This is a genomic window from Pseudomonas sp. WS 5021 (assembly GCF_012985535.1).
Lineage (GTDB): Bacteria > Pseudomonadota > Gammaproteobacteria > Pseudomonadales > Pseudomonadaceae > Aquipseudomonas.
The window spans coordinates 129,290-145,531 of record NZ_JAAQWP010000011.1 but is presented as its reverse complement, the minus strand read 5'-3'; the positions used below and the strand labels follow the sequence as shown (position 1 = coordinate 145,531).

The 16,242-nt window shown below is 62.9% G+C and carries 13 protein-coding genes; 5 read left to right on the top strand and 8 right to left on the bottom strand.

The genetic code is table 11. The annotated features are described in order from the left end of the window. Entirely contained in the window at positions 1 to 3,150 is a 3,150-nt protein-coding gene (locus HBO19_RS26270; protein ID WP_169954816.1) for a CusA/CzcA family heavy metal efflux RND transporter, read from the top strand. A gap of 11 nt (positions 3,151 to 3,161) precedes the next feature. Here HBO19_RS26270 and HBO19_RS26265 read toward each other — a convergent pair whose 3' ends face one another. From HBO19_RS26265 to HBO19_RS26250, 4 genes are all read right to left on the bottom strand, one after another. After that, entirely contained in the window at positions 3,162 to 4,568 is a 1,407-nt protein-coding gene (locus tag HBO19_RS26265) for a heavy metal sensor histidine kinase (RefSeq protein WP_170058601.1), read from the bottom strand. After that, positions 4,565 to 5,239, bottom strand: a complete 675-nt coding sequence (locus HBO19_RS26260; protein ID WP_169954818.1) for a heavy metal response regulator transcription factor — start codon at positions 5,237 to 5,239, stop codon at positions 4,565 to 4,567. The genes HBO19_RS26265 and HBO19_RS26260 overlap by 4 nt, the downstream gene beginning before the upstream one ends. A 234-nt stretch (positions 5,240 to 5,473) precedes the next feature. Further along, entirely contained in the window at positions 5,474 to 5,668 is a 195-nt protein-coding gene (locus HBO19_RS26255; RefSeq protein ID WP_170058600.1) for a hypothetical protein, read from the bottom strand. A gap of 174 nt (positions 5,669 to 5,842) precedes the next feature. After that, positions 5,843 to 7,171: an OprD family porin gene (locus tag HBO19_RS26250; RefSeq protein WP_169954820.1), complete on the bottom strand. Its 1,329-nt coding sequence runs from the start codon at positions 7,169 to 7,171 to the stop codon at positions 5,843 to 5,845. 258 nt (positions 7,172 to 7,429) lie between these two features. Between HBO19_RS26250 and HBO19_RS26245 the strand changes: the two genes are divergently transcribed. Together HBO19_RS26245 and HBO19_RS26240 are read left to right on the top strand one after the other, a co-directional pair. Then, positions 7,430 to 7,762 (top strand): DUF2790 domain-containing protein, encoded by a 333-nt coding sequence (locus tag HBO19_RS26245; RefSeq protein ID WP_169954821.1) that lies wholly within the window; start codon positions 7,430 to 7,432, stop codon positions 7,760 to 7,762. Between the two features lie 103 nt (positions 7,763 to 7,865). Continuing rightward, complete coding sequence (locus HBO19_RS26240; protein ID WP_169954822.1) at positions 7,866 to 9,182, top strand: PAS domain-containing methyl-accepting chemotaxis protein; 1,317 nt, start codon at positions 7,866 to 7,868, stop codon at positions 9,180 to 9,182. Here the strand turns inward: HBO19_RS26240 and HBO19_RS26235 are convergent. Then, positions 9,175 to 9,711 carry a GNAT family N-acetyltransferase gene (locus HBO19_RS26235; protein ID WP_170043053.1) on the bottom strand — a complete coding sequence of 179 codons (537 nt, stop codon included), beginning with the start codon at positions 9,709 to 9,711 and terminating at the stop codon, positions 9,175 to 9,177. The two genes, HBO19_RS26240 and HBO19_RS26235, sit on opposite strands and share 8 nt — an antisense overlap. A 72-nt stretch (positions 9,712 to 9,783) precedes the next feature. Then, a complete protein-coding gene (locus tag HBO19_RS26230; protein ID WP_170058599.1) occupies positions 9,784 to 10,668 on the bottom strand; it encodes a LysR family transcriptional regulator in 885 nt (294 codons plus the stop codon). Between the two features lie 94 nt (positions 10,669 to 10,762). Here HBO19_RS26230 and HBO19_RS26225 point away from each other — a divergent pair, with 94 nt between their 5' ends. Then, a complete protein-coding gene (locus tag HBO19_RS26225; protein WP_170058598.1) occupies positions 10,763 to 12,163 on the top strand; it encodes an MFS transporter in 1,401 nt (466 codons plus the stop codon). A gap of 22 nt (positions 12,164 to 12,185) precedes the next feature. Here the strand turns inward: HBO19_RS26225 and HBO19_RS26220 are convergent, their stop codons facing one another. Next, positions 12,186 to 12,995 carry an AraC family transcriptional regulator gene (locus HBO19_RS26220; protein ID WP_169954826.1) on the bottom strand — a complete coding sequence of 270 codons (810 nt, stop codon included), beginning with the start codon at positions 12,993 to 12,995 and terminating at the stop codon, positions 12,186 to 12,188. Positions 12,996 to 13,149: 154 nt separating this feature from the next. Between HBO19_RS26220 and ddlA the strand changes: the two genes are divergently transcribed. Continuing rightward, on the top strand, positions 13,150 to 14,244 hold the full coding sequence (ddlA, locus tag HBO19_RS26215; protein WP_170058597.1) for a D-alanine--D-alanine ligase: 1,095 nt from the start codon (positions 13,150 to 13,152) through the stop codon (positions 14,242 to 14,244). Positions 14,245 to 14,360: 116 nt separating this feature from the next. On the opposite strand, the gene ggt is transcribed toward ddlA, so the two are convergent. Continuing rightward, positions 14,361 to 16,205: a gamma-glutamyltransferase gene (gene ggt, locus HBO19_RS26210; RefSeq protein WP_170058596.1), complete on the bottom strand. Its 1,845-nt coding sequence runs from the start codon at positions 16,203 to 16,205 to the stop codon at positions 14,361 to 14,363. Between the last annotated feature and the right edge of the window lie 37 nt (positions 16,206 to 16,242).

Sequence of the window (16,242 nt, the reverse complement as noted above, 5' to 3'; positions counted from 1 at the left end):
ATGTTTGAACGTCTGATTCAATTTGCCATCGAGCAGCGCATCATCGTGCTGCTGGCGGTGTTGTTGATGGCCGGTGTCGGCATCGCCAGCTACCAGAAACTGCCGATCGACGCAGTACCGGACATCACCAACGTCCAGGTGCAGATCAACTCGGCGGCGGCCGGCTTCTCTCCGCTGGAGACCGAGCAGCGCATCACTTTCCCCATCGAAACCGCCATGGCCGGCCTGCCGGGCTTGCAGCAGACCCGCTCGCTGTCGCGCTCGGGCTTGTCCCAGGTCACGGTGATCTTCAAGGACGGCACCGACCTGTTCTTCGCTCGCCAACTGGTCAACGAGCGCCTGCAAGTGGCCCGCGAGCAACTGCCGGACGGCATTGAAACAGCGATGGGGCCGATTTCCACGGGCCTGGGGGAAATTTTCCTGTGGACCGTGGAGGCGCAAGACGGCGCGCGCAAGGAAGACGGCTCGGCCTACACCCCGACAGACTTGCGGGTGATCCAGGACTGGATCATCAAGCCGCAGTTGCGCAACGTGCCCGGCGTGGCCGAGATCAATACCATCGGCGGCTTTGCCAAGGAATACCAGATCGCCCCGGACCCCAAGCGCCTGGCGGCCTACAACCTGACCTTGAGTGACCTGGTGACGGCGCTTGAGCGTAACAACGCCAACGTCGGCGCCGGTTATATCGAGCGCAGCGGCGAGCAGTTGCTGATTCGCGCGCCGGGTCAGGTGGCGTCCATCGACGACATCGCCAATATCGTGATCAACACCGTGGACGGCACGCCGATCCGCGTGCGCAATGTGGCCCAGGTCGATATCGGCCGTGAGTTGCGTACCGGCGCGGCCACCGAAAATGGTCGCGAGGTGGTGCTTGGCACGGTGTTCATGTTGATCGGCGAAAACAGCCGCACCGTGTCCCAGGCGGTGGCGAAAAAACTCGAAGAGATCAACCGCTCGCTGCCCGAAGGCGTGGTCGCGGTCACGGTCTACGACCGCACCAACCTGGTGGAAAAAGCCATCGCCACGGTGAAGAAAAACCTCTTCGAAGGCGCGCTGCTGGTCATCGTGATTCTGTTTTTGTTCCTCGGCAACATCCGCGCGGCGTTGATCACCGCGATGGTGATCCCGCTGGCCATGTTGTTCACATTTACCGGGATGTTCACCAACAAAGTCAGCGCCAACCTGATGAGCCTGGGCGCACTGGACTTCGGGATTATCGTCGATGGTGCGGTGGTGATCGTCGAGAACGCCATCCGCCGCCTGGCCCATGCGCAGCAACGCCATGGCCGCCTGCTGACCCGCAGCGAACGCCTGCACGAAGTGTTCGCCGCCGCCAAGGAAGCGCGCCGCGCGCTGATCTTCGGGCAACTGATCATCATGGTGGTGTACCTGCCGATCTTCGCCCTGACGGGCGTTGCCGGGAAAATGTTCCACCCCATGGCATTCACCGTGGTCATGGCCTTGCTGGGCGCGATGATTCTGTCGGTGACCTTTGTCCCGGCGGCGATTGCGCTGTTCGTCACCGGCAAGGTCAAGGAAGACGAAAACTGGGTGATGCGCAATGCGCGCCGGGGTTATGCACCGGTGCTGGATTGGGTGATGGCGCACCGTACCTGGGCGTTTGGCCTGGCGCTGTTGACCATCGTGGTGTCTGGCGCCGTGGCCAGTCGCATGGGCAGCGAGTTTATCCCCAGCCTCAGTGAAGGTGACTTCGCCCAGCAAGCCTTGCGCGTGCCGGGTACCAGCCTCACGCAGTCGGTGCAGATGCAGCAGCAACTGGAGAAAACCTTGATGGAACAGGTGCCGGAAATCCAGCGGGTGTTTGCCCGCACCGGCACCGCAGAAATCGCCTCCGACCCGATGCCGCCGAACATTTCCGACAGTTACCTGATGCTCAAGCCCAAGGACCAGTGGCCGGACCCGAAAAAATCCCGCGAGGCCTTGATCGCCGATATCCAGCGCGCCAGTGCGATTGTGCCGGGCAGCCAGTACGAGTTGTCGCAACCGATCCAGCTGCGCTTCAACGAGCTGATTTCCGGGGTGCGCAGTGACGTGGCGGTGAAGGTGTTTGGCGATGACCGGGACGTGCTGAACAAGACCGCCGGGGAAATTGCCGAAACCCTTCAGAAGCTCAATGGCGCCTCGGAAGTGAAAGTGGAACAGACCTCCGGCCTGCCGGTGCTGACCATCAATATCGACCGCGACAAGGCCGCGCGCTTTGGCCTGAACGTGGGCGACGTGCAAGACACCATCGCGGTGGCCGTGGGTGGGCGCCAGGCCGGCACGATGTATGAAGGCGACCGACGCTTTGACATGGTGGTGCGCTTGTCGGAAACCCTGCGTACCGATATCGAGGGCTTGTCGCGGCTGTTGATCCCGATCCCGGCGCTGGCCGGCAATACCACGGGGCAACTGGGCTTTATCGCCTTGTCGCAAGTGGCCAGCCTGGACCTGGTACTGGGCCCGAACCAGATCAGCCGCGAAAACGGCAAGCGCCTGGTGATCGTCAGCGCCAACGTGCGCGGGCGGGATATCGGCTCGTTTGTCGCAGAAGCCGAACGAGTGATGGCAGAGCAGGTGAAAATCCCTGCCGGCTACTGGACCACCTGGGGCGGCCAGTTCGAACAACTCAAGGAGGCGTCCGAGCGCTTGCGGGTGGTGGTACCGGTGGCGTTGCTGCTGGTGTTCGGATTGCTGTTCATGATGTTCAACAACCTCAAGGATGGGCTGCTGGTGTTCACCGGGATTCCCTTCGCGTTGACCGGCGGGATCATGGCGCTGTGGCTGCGGGATATTCCGTTGTCGATTTCCGCCGGGGTGGGTTTTATCGCGCTGTCGGGGGTGGCGGTGCTCAATGGCCTGGTGATGATCGCGTTTATCCGCAACCTGCGTGAGGAAGGGCGCTCGCTGTCGGTGGCGATCAACGAAGGCGCGCTGACCCGCTTGCGCCCGGTGTTGATGACCGCGTTGGTCGCGTCCCTCGGGTTTATCCCCATGGCCCTGGCCACCGGCACCGGCGCCGAAGTGCAGCGGCCGCTGGCGACGGTGGTGATTGGCGGGATTATTTCTTCGACGCTGCTGACGTTGCTGGTATTGCCTGCGCTTTACCACTGGGCCCATCGCCGCGATGAAGAGCAGGCAGCGTCTTGATCGCGGGGGCGCTAGGGGACTTGTGGGGTGGCCGGGCGGTTGGGAAATATCAGCCGGAACAGGGTCACCTCGCCCGGCACACTGCTGGCCTCGGCCTGGCCCTGGTGCAGGCTCATGATCGAACGCACGATCGCCAGCCCCAACCCGGTGCCACCTTCGGAGCGGGCGCGGCTGTTGTCGGCGCGGTAGAAACGCTCGAACAGGTGGGGCAGGTGTTGCGCTTCAATCCCCGGGCCCGGGTTGCTCACGGCCAGCGATATGCGCTGCTCGTGGCTGTCGACCTGCAGGGCGATACGCGAGCCGTGCGGGCTGTGGCGGATCGCGTTGGACAGCAGGTTGGAAATGGCCCGCTGAATCATCAACCGATCCCCCTGGACCCAGGCGTCGCCGGCCTGGGTCAACTTCAACCCTTTGTCTTCGGCGCTCAAGGCAAACAGCTCCATGACCCGCAGCGTTTCATCCCGCAGGTTCACCGTGGTAAACGAAGCCCGCGCCGCCGGATGGCTGACCTGCGCCAGAAACAGCATGTCGGCGACAATCCGGGCCAGGCGGTCCAGCTCTTCGGTGCTGGACTCCAGCGCCGACTTGTACTCGTGCGGCGCCCGGGCGCGGGACAGCGTGACCTGGGCCTTGCCCATCAGGTTGGTCAGGGGCGCGCGCAGTTCGTGGGCCAAGTCGTCGGAAAATTGCGACAACTGCTGCACGCCAGCGTCCAGCCGATCGAGCATCACGTTGATGCCCCGGGCCAGTTCGCTGAGTTCCCTGGGCAGGTTCTCGACGGACAGGCGATGGCTCAGGTCCTGGGTGGTGACTTTGCCGGCGACGCGGCTGAATTGCTGCAACGGCGCGAGCCCGCGCTGCACCAGCCACCAGGCGCCCATGCCAATCAGGATCAGCAACATTGGCAGGGCGATGACCGTGGATTGCAGGTAGGCACTGAGCAATGCCTGATCGTCGGAACGGTCCAGGGACAGCAACACCCGTACGTTTTCCCCGGTGTGCAGGCGCATCAGGCTCGACGCGCTGAGGATCTGGTTGTCGCGGCCATCGGTCCAGTTGAGAAAACCCAGGGTTTGCCCGGCGGCAAAGTCCAGCAGCAACGGTTCCTGGGGCCTGGCGCCGACGCTCAGCAGCACCGCGTTGGCGGGCGCCGGGCCGATGATGGTCAGGTAGAAGTTGTCATGGCCCATCACCAGGTCCAGCAGCGAATGGGGCCGGGCGCTGATGTCGCGGGTGTTGAGGTCCTGGAGCAGGCTGTGCTGGATCTGCTCCATCTTGCTTTCCAGGCCCTTGCGCGCGAGGTTTTCCAGCTCGTGGGTGAGGGCCAGGTACGCCAGGCTCGCCAGCAACACCACCAGGCCCGCGCCCATCAGGCTGACGGTGAGCCCCAGGCGCATGGATAGACTGCCGGATCTCATTGGCGCACTTCCAGCACGTAACCCACGCCACGAATGGTATGGATCAGCTTGACCTCGCTCTGGTCATCGACCTTGGCCCGCAGCCGGCTGATCGACACCTCCACCACGTTGGTGTCGCAGTCGAAGTTCATGTCCCACACCAGGGAAATGAGCTGCGTGCGCGTCAGCACCTCGCCACTCTGGCGCATCAATACCTGCAATAGCGCGAACTCTTTGGTGGTCAGGTCAATGCGCCGCGTGCCCCGGTAGGCGCGATGGCGACGCGGGTCCAGCTCCAGGTCCGCGACGCGGAAGATCTCCGGCATCGCAATTGGCTCACTGCGCCGCAGCAACGAGCGCACCCTGGCCAGCAACTCGGGAAACTCGAAGGGTTTGACCAGGTAATCATCGGCGCCCAGGTCCAGGCCCTTGATCTTGTCGGCCAGACGGCCGCGGGCGGTGAGCATCATCACCCGCAGGGTGCTGTCCCGGCGCAGTTGTTCGAGTACCTGCCAGCCGTCCTTGCCCGGCAGGTTGACGTCCAGGATCACCAGTTCATAGCGCTGCTGCCCGGCCAGGTGCAGGCCGTCGATGCCGCTGGCGGCGCGATCGACGACATAACCACTCTCGCTCAAGCCTTGATGCAAGTAGTCGGCAGTTTTTGGTTCGTCCTCAACCACAAGGATACGCATGCAGATTGACCTCTTACTGATAAGCAAACAGGCGACGGGAGCTACACCGAGTAGGGCTGTAGTCCCAAAAGTAGGAAAATTCTGAGCCTTGAAGTAGCTTCAGGGTCAAGGGCGGCGTTGGATGATATCGAGCGGGCAAAAAAAAGCGCCCGTGAGGGCGCTAAAAATTCATCTCCTTCCAAAGGAGCTCCACAAAAAAAGCTTCAAGAGATGAATGTGCACAGGGTGCGCCGCTCAGGTGGCCTTTGGGGCCGGCGTATCCGAGGGGGCTGGTGTTTGCTCGGTCACGGCTTGGCTGCCGTGGATCTGTTGCTGTTGCTGGCGAAACTCGACCAGCAACTGGCGGGATCGCTCACCGCCGTCGTCGGCCAGGGCAGCGGTGGATGCCGCGCTGATGACAGCGATGAATAAAATGTGCAGTGGCTTCATGAACGTTCTCCGCAAAAGACCCGTGCCGTTAGTTCGCGGTCGGTCGATGCAGGCAGTATATGAAGTGCAACTTAACGAGAACGTGAGGCGCATATTACAGTTCTGACAGGCTGCAAATTGTGAAGAAGTGCTAGTCAACGGCAAGTGAATGTAAGCACTTGCCGTTGAGTGTCATCAGAGGATGGCCAGCGGGTATTCCATGATCAGCCGGAATTCTTCCAGGTCCGACTCAAAGGCACTCGAGCGTACCGTCGCCTGGCGAATGCGCACCGACAGATCTTTCAGGCTGCCGCCCTGAAACACGTACTTGGCCTCGATGTCGCGCTCCCAGCGGCGCTGGTCAGTGAGCGGGTCACCCAAGGCGTCGCGGCGCATGTACACCGAGTTGGCGTTGCTGTAGTCAGCGCCCGTGCCCTTGCCATAGCGGGTCATGAACGACAGGCCGGGGATGCCCAGGGTCTGCATGTCGAGGTCATAACGCAGCGCCCACGAGCGCTCCTTGGGCGAGTTGAAGTCGCTGTACTGGATCGAGTTGTCGAGGAAGATCGAGTCTGACTGGCGCAGGTAATCGAAGTCGTTGTTGCCATTGTTGCGCTGGTGGGACAGGGCCAGGCGATGGGCACCGACCTTCACCCCAAGCTTGGCGCTCCAGATATTGTTGTTGAGCTCGCCCAGCAACCGCTTGCCCTCGTCCTGGGCGTTGTAATAGTTGAAGCCGGCAAACATCGCCACCTCTTCGGTCAGCGGAAAATTGACCGCTGTACCGAAGTAGTACTGGTCCCATGCGTCCTTGAGGCGGCTGCTGTACAGGCTCAGGCTCCAATGTTCAGTGGCCTGGTAGTCGCCGCCGAAGTAGCCGACCCAGGGTGCATTCACATTACCTGCGTAAAACGTCGCAAAGCCCTCGCGCATGCCGCTTTGGGTGGGCTGGCTCATGGCGTGCAGGCGCCCACCTTGCAGGGTCAGGCCTTCCAGGCTGGTGTTTTCCAGGGTCACGCCCCGAAAGCTTTCCGGCAGCAGGCGTGAGTCACCGTAGTGCACCACCGGGGTTTGCGGGAAGACGTCGCCGACTTTGACCACTGTATCGAGCAGGCGCATTTTTACCGCGCCGCCGAGTTTGCTGTAGTCGTCTTCGGGGCGGTTGCCGCTGTCCACCGGCAGCATGCCGAATGAGCCCTTGCCGCCGCTGCGCCCGGTGCCGGAGTCGAGCTTGAGACCGTACATCGCGAACGCATCCAGGCCAAACCCCACGGTGCCCTGGGTGAACCCGGACTCGAACTTGCCGATCAGGCCCTGGGCCCACGCTTCTGAATAGCCGTTGCCGGTCGGGCTGGACTGGCCCTTGCGGTCATCGCGGTTGAAGTAAAAGTTGCGCGCCAGCACGTTCAGCGTACTGCCTTCGATAAACCCCTCGGGTTTGTCTTCGGCGGCCATGCCTGCCAGCGGTGCAGCGCCGGCCAGTGCCGCGATGATGGAAAGGGAAAGTGTGCGGTTAGTGCGCATGTATCGCTCCTCGGTGTTGGCAGCTATGAGCTTTTTTAGTCGCCTTGGGCGTTCTTATTGGAGAGCTATCCCTGATGCGGGGAGCCCGGCTCATAGTTGCAAACAGCGGATAACGCGGAGGTGGCACGCGCATTACAATTTTGCCAGTTCAGCGCTCTATTACGGATACGTAATGCGCCCGTGAAGCTGCTGACAGGAAGTGTTGGTTACCCTCGAGCCTGAACTTTCAACGACTTGAAATCAGACGAGGACACTTTAATGAAGCGTTTAACACGAGCCCTGGGCGTAGTGGTTTTTGCTCTGTCCATGGGGGCGATGGCCGAAGGGGGCGGGGATCGCGCCATCGCGCAAATGATGGAAAACAACCAGCAGGCCATGGCTCGCTACGCTGCCAACCAGGGCAAGCCGGCGCCTGAGGTGCAGGCCTATCGGTATGGGATGAAGCTGGATATCGCCCGGGTGGTGAGCGTCACGCCGCCGGTCCGTAGCTGCAAGGTGGTGCCCTCGCGCATGACGTATGAAGACTCCAGCGGCCAGCTCAAGACCCTTGAATATCAGGTCATGGGATTGTGCCGGAACAACGGCAGTTGAGGTGCTGAAAAAATAGTTGAGTCAGGGCCTCAAGCACTCTTCAGAAAATGCTGGATGCGCCGATGGTTAGACAATCCACTATTGACTGCCCTCCGGTGTTCCTATGTTCAATACCCGCTTGAAGCAGGAGCTGTCCGCTCTTCGCGAAGAACTGTCCAGCCTGCAGCAGGTCAAGGAAAGCCTGGAGAGCGAGATGCTGGCCCTGAGCCTCGACCCCGAGGGCCGGATCGAGTCGGTCAACCAGAACTTTCTCGAAGAAATGCTCTACAAGTCCAGCGACCTGCTGGGCCATGCCATCCATGGGTTTGTGCCCGAGCATGTGAAACGCGACGAGTTCCAGCAGCGCTTCAACAACGCCTTGAGCCGTGGCGAACATTTTGCCGGCACCGTGCGCCTGCTGCGCGGCAATGGCAAGGAAGCGTGGTTGCGCTCCATCGTGCAGCCGGTGCGGGGCGCGGATGGGCGCATCAAGCGGTTTTCGGTGTACTCCAGCGACCTGACCCGCACCATCGAGGCGTCGCGCGAGCACGAAAACCTGATCACTGCGCTGGTGCGTTCCACGGCGGTGATCGAGTTCGACCTCAATGGCAATGTGCTGGGCGCCAACGAGCGCTTCCTGCAGGGCATGGGTTACAGCCTGGCGCAGATCCAGGGCAAGCATCACCGCATGTTCTGTGAGCCCCAGGATTACAACAGCGCCGAGTACCAGGCGTTCTGGAAACGCTTGAACAGTGGTGAATTTGTCGCCGGGCGCTTCAAGCGCGTTGATGCCCATGGCCGCGAAGTCTGGCTGGAAGCGTCCTACAACCCGGTGCTGGATGCCAACGACCGACTGTACAAAGTGGTCAAGTTCGCCACGGTGATCACCGACCAGATCAATCAGGAGCGCGCGGTGGCCGAGGCCGCCAACATTGCCTACAGCACCTCGTTGCACACCGACAGCAGCGCCCAGCGCGGTACCGCCGTGGTCACCCAGGCGGTGGAGGTGATGCGTGACCTGGCCAAGCACATGGAACAGGCCGGCGAGGGCATCGAGGCGCTCAATGCCCAGTCCCAGGTGATTGGCAGCATCGTCAAGACCATCAGCGCGATTGCCGAGCAAACCAACCTGCTGGCGCTCAACGCCGCCATTGAGGCCGCCCGTGCCGGCGAGCAGGGGCGCGGGTTTGCGGTGGTGGCAGATGAAGTGCGGCAGTTGGCCTCGCGTACCAGCAAAGCCACTGAAGAAATCGTCGGCGTGGTGCGTCAGAACCAGGACATGGCCCGCGATGCCGTGGCGCTGATGACCGATGGCCGGTTGCAGGCCGAGCAGGGATTGTCCCTGGCGGCAGAGGCGGGCACGGTGATCGTCGAGATCCAGGACGGCGCGCAGAAAGTGGTGAGTGCGGTTGGCCAGTTTGCCAATCAGTTATCTACCTAGATGCCTGGCTCAAGGCCGGGGCATGCACCTCGAACAGCAGCAGGTCGAACCACTGCCCATCGAGCAGGAACGCCTTGCGTGAATGCCCGTACTGGGTAAAGCCGCTGCGCTGCAACACCCGCAGCGAGCCCGGGTTCTCTGGGCGTACAGTGGCTTCGATGCGCTTGAGGGCGTGCTCGCCAAAGGCTTTCTGCAGGCCCAGTGCCACGGCCTGTCTTGCCAGGCCGCGGCCGGTGAACTCGGCCCCCATGCGATAGCCCAGGGACGCCGAGTGATAGTAGCGGCGGCGCACCTGGGTAAAGTTGATGCGCCCCACCAGCACGCCGTTTTCGCGGATCAGGTACTGATAGGCGCGGTCTTCACTGGCCTCCAGCAGTGCGTTTTCGATGGCGCGCTGTACCCCTTCGACGTTGTAGTACGCCTCGGGCCGGGCATTGATCCAACGTTCGAAAAAGGCCCGATTGGCCAGCTCGAACGCCAGCAGCTCGTTCACGTCATCCCACTGGGGGGGCGTCAATGTCAGGTTCATCCGTGGAAAACCTCGCGGTGGCGATAGCGCATCCTTTCTTCTCACACTCGGGGCGCCGGGTTCAAGTTCTGCTTACCATTGCGCCTGTGCCAAGGCATCGGCAAAGGCGATCAGCTTCGGCGAATACTGGCGTGACGGTGGATACACCAGGGAAATTGCGCGGCTGCGCCCCGCAAAGTCCTGCAGCAATGGCACCAGGCGCCCGGCGGCGAGGTCGTCGCGCACGGCAAAATCCATCACCTGGGCAATCCCGAAGCCGCCCACCGCGCCGTCCACCAGGGCATCGCCAAGATCGAAAATCAACCGCCCCTCCACATTCACATCGCGCACCTTGCCGTCGAGCATGAACTGCCAGTCCACCATCCGCCCGCTGCGCAGGTTGCGCACCGTGAGGCAGTTGTGGTCGCGCAGTTCTTCGACGGTTTGCGGCGTGCCAAAGCGGGCCAGGTAGGTGGGGGAGGCGACGGTTACCCAGCGCAAGGGCCTCAAGGCGCGGGCAATCAGGCGCTGGTCCTGGATCTCGCCGGTGCGCAGCAATGCATCGAAACCCTCGTCGACAATATCCACCAGGCGGTCGGTCATCACCGCTTCGATGCGCAACTCGGGGTAGCGCAAGGTCAGCTCACCGATCACGGGCATCACCACCTTGCGCCCGAACAACGACGGGGTGCTGATTTTCAGCAAACCGGAAGGTGTGCAGCGCCGATCGAGCATGAGCTTTTCGGCTTCGGCCAGCTCGGCCAGCAACGGTGCGCTGCGTTCATACAGCATTTGCCCATCCGGGGTCAGGCTGACGCTGCGGGTGTTGCGTTGCAGCAGGCGTACGCCTAGCTCGGCCTCCAGGCGCGAGATAGCACGGGACAAGCCCGATTGCGTGAGCCCCAGGTCAGCAGCAGCGCGGGTGAAACTGCGGGTTTCGGCGACGCGTACCAGCAGGCGAACGGCGTTCAGGTCCATGATTAAAGTCATAACTGAAAGAGTGTTATGGCTATTTATCATCTGTTGGGCATGAAAGACACTGGCCGCACTCTTTTTTGCACAGGATGTTGTGATGCCTGCCATTCCCTCAAGCCGTCCTTCGGGCTGGATGCTGATGTTGCTGGCTACTGCGCAACTGATAATCGCCCTGGACGCGACTATCGTGTTTGTTGCCTTGCCGCAGATCGGCAGCCACCTGGGCTTTTCTGCCCAGCAATTGCAGTGGGCGGTCAGTGCCTACACCGTGGCGTTTGGCGGCTTTCTATTGCTCGGAGGCCGGGCCACGGACTTGCTGGGCAAGCGCCGTTTGTACCGGGTGGGCCAGTCGTTGTATGCGCTGTCGTCGTTGGCGGCGGTACTGGGCGGTAGCGCGTTGCTGCTGGTGCTGGCGCGTGCGGTGCAGGGGGTGGGCGGCGCGCTGTTGTTTCCGGCGACCCTGGCCTTGATCAACACCCACTACGCCGAAGGGCCGCAGCGCAACCGGGCGTTTGCGGTCTGGAGCGCGGCATCCGCTGCCGGGCTGGCGTTGGGGGCGTTGCTGGGTGGCGTGCTGACTCAGTGGTGGGGCTGGGAGGCGGTGTTTCTGGTCAACGTGCCGTTGGCAGGTGGCTGTGCCCTGGCGGCGCGCTACTGGATCCCGGCCGACGGTGAGCGCAGCCGTGGTCGCAGTTTCGATCTGAGCGGTGCGTTGACCGTCACGGTCGGCGGCACGCTGCTGGTGTTCGCCCTGGTGCAGGGGCCGGAGTGGGGCTGGACGGCGCCCGCGACCCTGGGCTGCATGCTGCTGGCGCTGGCCTTGCTTGGGCTGTTCGCCTGGATTGAACACCGTGGCCGCGACCCATTGATGCCGCTGCGCCTGCTGGGCTACCGCGAGTTGCGCATGGCCATGGTGCTGACGGCGGTGTTTATGAGCAGCTTTGGCGTGCAGTACTACTTCCTCGCGCTGTACTACCAGCAGGTCTACGGCTACAGCGTGTTGCAGGCCGGGCTGGCGTTCTTGCCGGCGACGTTGGTGTGTACTTTGGGGATCTGGCTGGCGGAGCGCGCGCTGGTAAAAATCGGCTTGCGCAACACCCTGGTCAGCGGCCAGTTGGCGGGGGCGCTGGGGATTGCCCTGGTGTGCCTGGCGCTGCCCACCGGCGCGGGATTCTGGTGGTTGTTGCCTGGGATCTTTATCTTGAGCCTTGGTCAGGGCATGACCTGGACCGCGATGTGGGTGGCCGCAGGCCTGGGTGTCAAACCGGGGGAGCAGGGTGTGGCGGCGGGCATGGCCTCGACCACGCAACAGATCGGCGGCGCGCTGGGGTTGGCGGTGCTGGTGTCGCTGGCCAATGCCGGTGGGGCGACGGGGGCGGGTCAAGCCCAGGGCATCGAGTTGGCATTGTGGTGGAGCGCGGGGATTGCGCTGGCCGGGGCGGTGGTGGCGATGCGGCTGCGAGCTCCACGGCAGGAGGCGCTAGCCGAAGCCACATAGGTTGCCCACCGTTGATCGGGTTTTAGCGGCCGAGCATCTTCACCCACCGCGACGGTGGTATGCCAAAGGTGCTGCGAAACTGCCGGGTCATGTGGCTCTGGTCGGTGAAGCCTGCGATCAGCGCCGCATCCACCAGTGACTGGCCCTGGCCCAGCAGATTGCGCACCAGGTCGAGGCGGCGCATGGTCAGGTAGCGATAGGGACTGGTGCCGAACAACAGGCGAAAGTCCCGCGACAAGGCCCAGCGATCCCGCCCGCAGTGCGCGGCCATTTCATCCAGGGTGATGCTGCGCCCCAGGGCGCTGTGGATAAATTCCCGGGCGCGTTCGGCGGCCTGGTAATCAAACGTCTTGCGGCTGACGCTGATGCCCGACGCGTTGTTCAGGGCATGGGCCAGGTCGAACAACGCGTCCTGCTCCTGCATTGGGTCCAGCGGGCAGTCGAGCTGCTGCACAAAGGCCTGGCAGGCCCGGTGCAGCCATGGGTCGTTGGACAGCCCGTTGTGGATAAACGGCAACGGCTTGCCGCCGAGAATCTGCTGGATCTGCGCCGGCTCCACATAAATCATCCGATACTTGAAGCCCTCGTCGCTGCCGGCCCAGCCATCGTGGACCTCATCCGGATGGATCACCATGGTCGTGCCCGGCAGGCTGTGAGTCTGGCTGCCGCGATAATGAAAGCTCTGCACACCGAACAGGGTATGGCCGATGGCGTAGGTATCGTGGCGATGAGGGTCGAAGCCGAACCCGGAGAAATACGCCTCGATTCGCTCCAGCCCGCTGGCATGGGGCGCCCGGTGCAGCCAGTCGATGTTTGCGGTGGGTTTGCCCATGGGATGTTTTTCGAAAGATGTCGGATGGAGTTACGTTAACTGAGTCTGGGGCGGCTGTCTGCCAGGGTCTTGTACGATTGTGCGCGGCTTCAACGGTGGCAAATTGCTGACCGCTCGTGGTAATAAGCCCTACATTTCCAATGTGAGGCAGGCTATGAGCAAGTTGCGGGTGGGTATTATTTTTGGCGGGCGTTCGGCCGAGCATGAAGTGTCCTTGCAGTCGGCCCGCAACATCGTCGACGCCCTCGATCGCACACGCTTCGAGCCGGTACTGATCGGCATCGACAAGGCCGGCCACTGGCACCTCAATGACACCTCGAACTTCCTGCTCAACCAGGAAAACCCGGCGCTGATCGCCCTCAACCAGTCCAACCGTGAACTGGCGGTGGTGCCGGGCAAGGCCAGCCAGCAATTGGTGGAAACCTCGGGCCAGGGCTTGCTGGAACATGTCGATGTGATCTTCCCCATCGTCCATGGCACCCTCGGCGAAGACGGCTGCCTGCAAGGGTTGCTGCGCATGGCCGACCTGCCGTTCGTGGGGTCCGACGTGCTGGGCTCGGCGGTGTGCATGGACAAGGACATCAGCAAGCGCCTGCTGCGCGATGCCGGTATCGCGGTGGCGCCCTTCATCACCCTCAACCGCGGCAACGCGGCACGCACCACCTTCGACCAGGCCCGGCAAAAGCTCGGTTTGCCGTTGTTCGTCAAACCGGCCAACCAAGGCTCCTCGGTGGGCGTGAGCAAGGTGGCTGACGAAGCCCAGTACCTGGCTGCAATTGAACTGGCCCTGGGCTTCGATGAAAAAGTGTTGGTGGAGTCTGCCGTCAAAGGCCGCGAAATCGAATGTGCGGTGCTGGGCAACGAGCGTCCCATCGCCAGCGGCTGTGGCGAGATCGTGGTACGTGACGGCTTCTATTCCTACGACAGCAAGTACATCGACGACCAGGCCGCCCAAGTACTGGTGCCGGCGGATATCAGCGCCCAAGCCAGCGAACGCATTCGTGCCCTGGCCATTGAGGCCTTTGAAGTGCTGGGCTGCGCCGGGCTGGCGCGGGTCGATGTGTTTCTGTGCGAGGACGGTGAAGTCCTGATCAACGAGGTCAACTCACTGCCCGGCTTCACCCGCATCAGCATGTATCCCAAGTTGTGGCAGGCGGCGGGGATGAGCTACAGCGAACTGGTCAGCCGCCTGATCGAACTGGCACTGGAGCGGCATGGGGTGCGCAAGGGGCTGAAGATCAGTCGCTAAGCTTCCACCGCCATCGCCGGCAAGCCGGCTTCTACAGGGTGTGGCGTATCCTGCCGTTAACCTTGTAGGAGCTGGCTTGCCGGCGATGAGGCCCGTAAAGGCGATACAACCCTGGGTCAATCCCCCAACGCTTCCCCCTCACGCCGCGGATCCGCGCCACCACTCCAGGTCGCCTTACCCTGGGCATCGCGTACCCGCACAATGGCCTGGGTGCCGCTGGTCATCTCGATCTCGCTCAAGGTGTGCCCTCGCGCCTTGAGCGCCGCCTTCAATCGCTCGCTGAACAGCCCTTGCTCCAGCTCGGTCGCGCCGTTGCGGCTGCCGAAGTTGGGCAGGCTGATGGCGGCTTGCGGGTCGAGGTTCCAGTCGAGCATGCCCACCAGGGATTTGCTCACGTATTCGATGATTTGCGATCCGCCGGGAGAGCCGACCGTGGCCAGCAGCTCGCCGCTTTGGCGGTCGAAGACCAGGGTCGGCGCCATGGACGAACGGGGGCGTTTGCCCGGCTCGATGCGGTTGGCTACCGGCTGGCCGTTTTCCTCGGGGATAAAGGAAAAGTCAGTCATCTGATTGTTCAGCAGGAAGCCCTGGACCATCACGTGGGAACCGAACGCGGCTTCGATGGTGGTGGTCATCGACACTGCGCCGCCCTGGTCATCCACGGCCACCACTTGCGAGGTGGAAATACGCAGTGGCGAGCGATCCGGCGCGTAGGCCACCTGAATCCCCGCCGGTTGGCCGGGCGTGGCCACGCCCATGCTGCGCTCACCCACCAATGCGGCGCGGCTGGCCAGGTAGCCGGGGGCGACCAGGCCCGCGACCGGCACTGGGACGAAGTCGGTGTCGGCGATGTATTGGGCGCGGTCGGCATAGGCCAGGCGATCGGCCTCGGCAATCAAATGCACGGCCTCGGGTACGGGTTCCAGGCCGGCGGCTGTTGCGGCCTGCACCGGCTTGAGCGGCGCCAGGGCCCAGCGTGGGTCGCGGGCTTCGAGGGCCTGCAAGGTGCCGAGGATCTGCGCAATGGCCACCCCGCCCGAAGAGGGCGGCGGCATGCCGCACACTTGCCAGCGCTTGTAGTCGGTACACAGCGGCGCGCGCTCTTTGGCGCGGTAGCCCTGGAGATCGTTCAGCGCAAGGCGGCCAGTGTTGTGATGGCCCTGGACCTTGCGTGCAATCTCCTCGGCGATTGGACCGCTATAGAGTGCCTCGGGCCCCTCCTTGGCGATACGCTTGAATACATTGGCCAGCGCCGGGTTTTTCAACAGCGTGCCCGTGGCTTTCGGGCTGCCGTCGGCGTTGAGGAAGTACGCCGCCATGTCCGGTGACTGGCTGATGTAGCGGTCGGCGGCGATCAGGCTGTGCAGGCGCGCAGAAATCGCAAAGCCTTGTTCGGACAACTGGATCGCCGGTGCAAACAACTGCGCCCAGGGCAGGCGACCGCTGTGTTCGTGGGCCATTTTCAGCGCGCGCAGCACACCGGGGGTGGCAACCGAACGACCACCGATCTGCGCCTGGGCAAAGGCCATCGGTGTGCCGTCGGCATTCAACAGCATATCGGCCGTGGCGCTGGCCGGTGCGGTTTCACGGCCGTCATAGGCCCGTACCTGCTTGCCATCCCACAGCATGATAAAGGCGCCACCGCCGATCCCCGAGGACTGCGGCTCCACCAGGGTCAGCACCGCTTGCATGGCGATGGCCGCATCGATTGCCGAGCCGCCCAGGCGCAGGATCTTGCGCCCGGCTTCGGCCGCCAGCGGGTTGGCCGCCGCCGCCATATGGCGCTCGGCGTGGCGTACTTTCATGTCGGTGCGGTAACCCGAGCCCAGCTCCGGGGCGGGCGGCAGGTCGGGGGGGCTGGTGCTGTGGCAGGCGCCGAGGCTGATGGCGGCGGCGATCACCGAAAGGCTGGTGAGGCGCTGCAAGCGTAGGTTGAAAAGCACGCGCTGAACTCCGTTCATTTTGAGAATGATCTGTTGTCCCTGGGATGATGCTTTG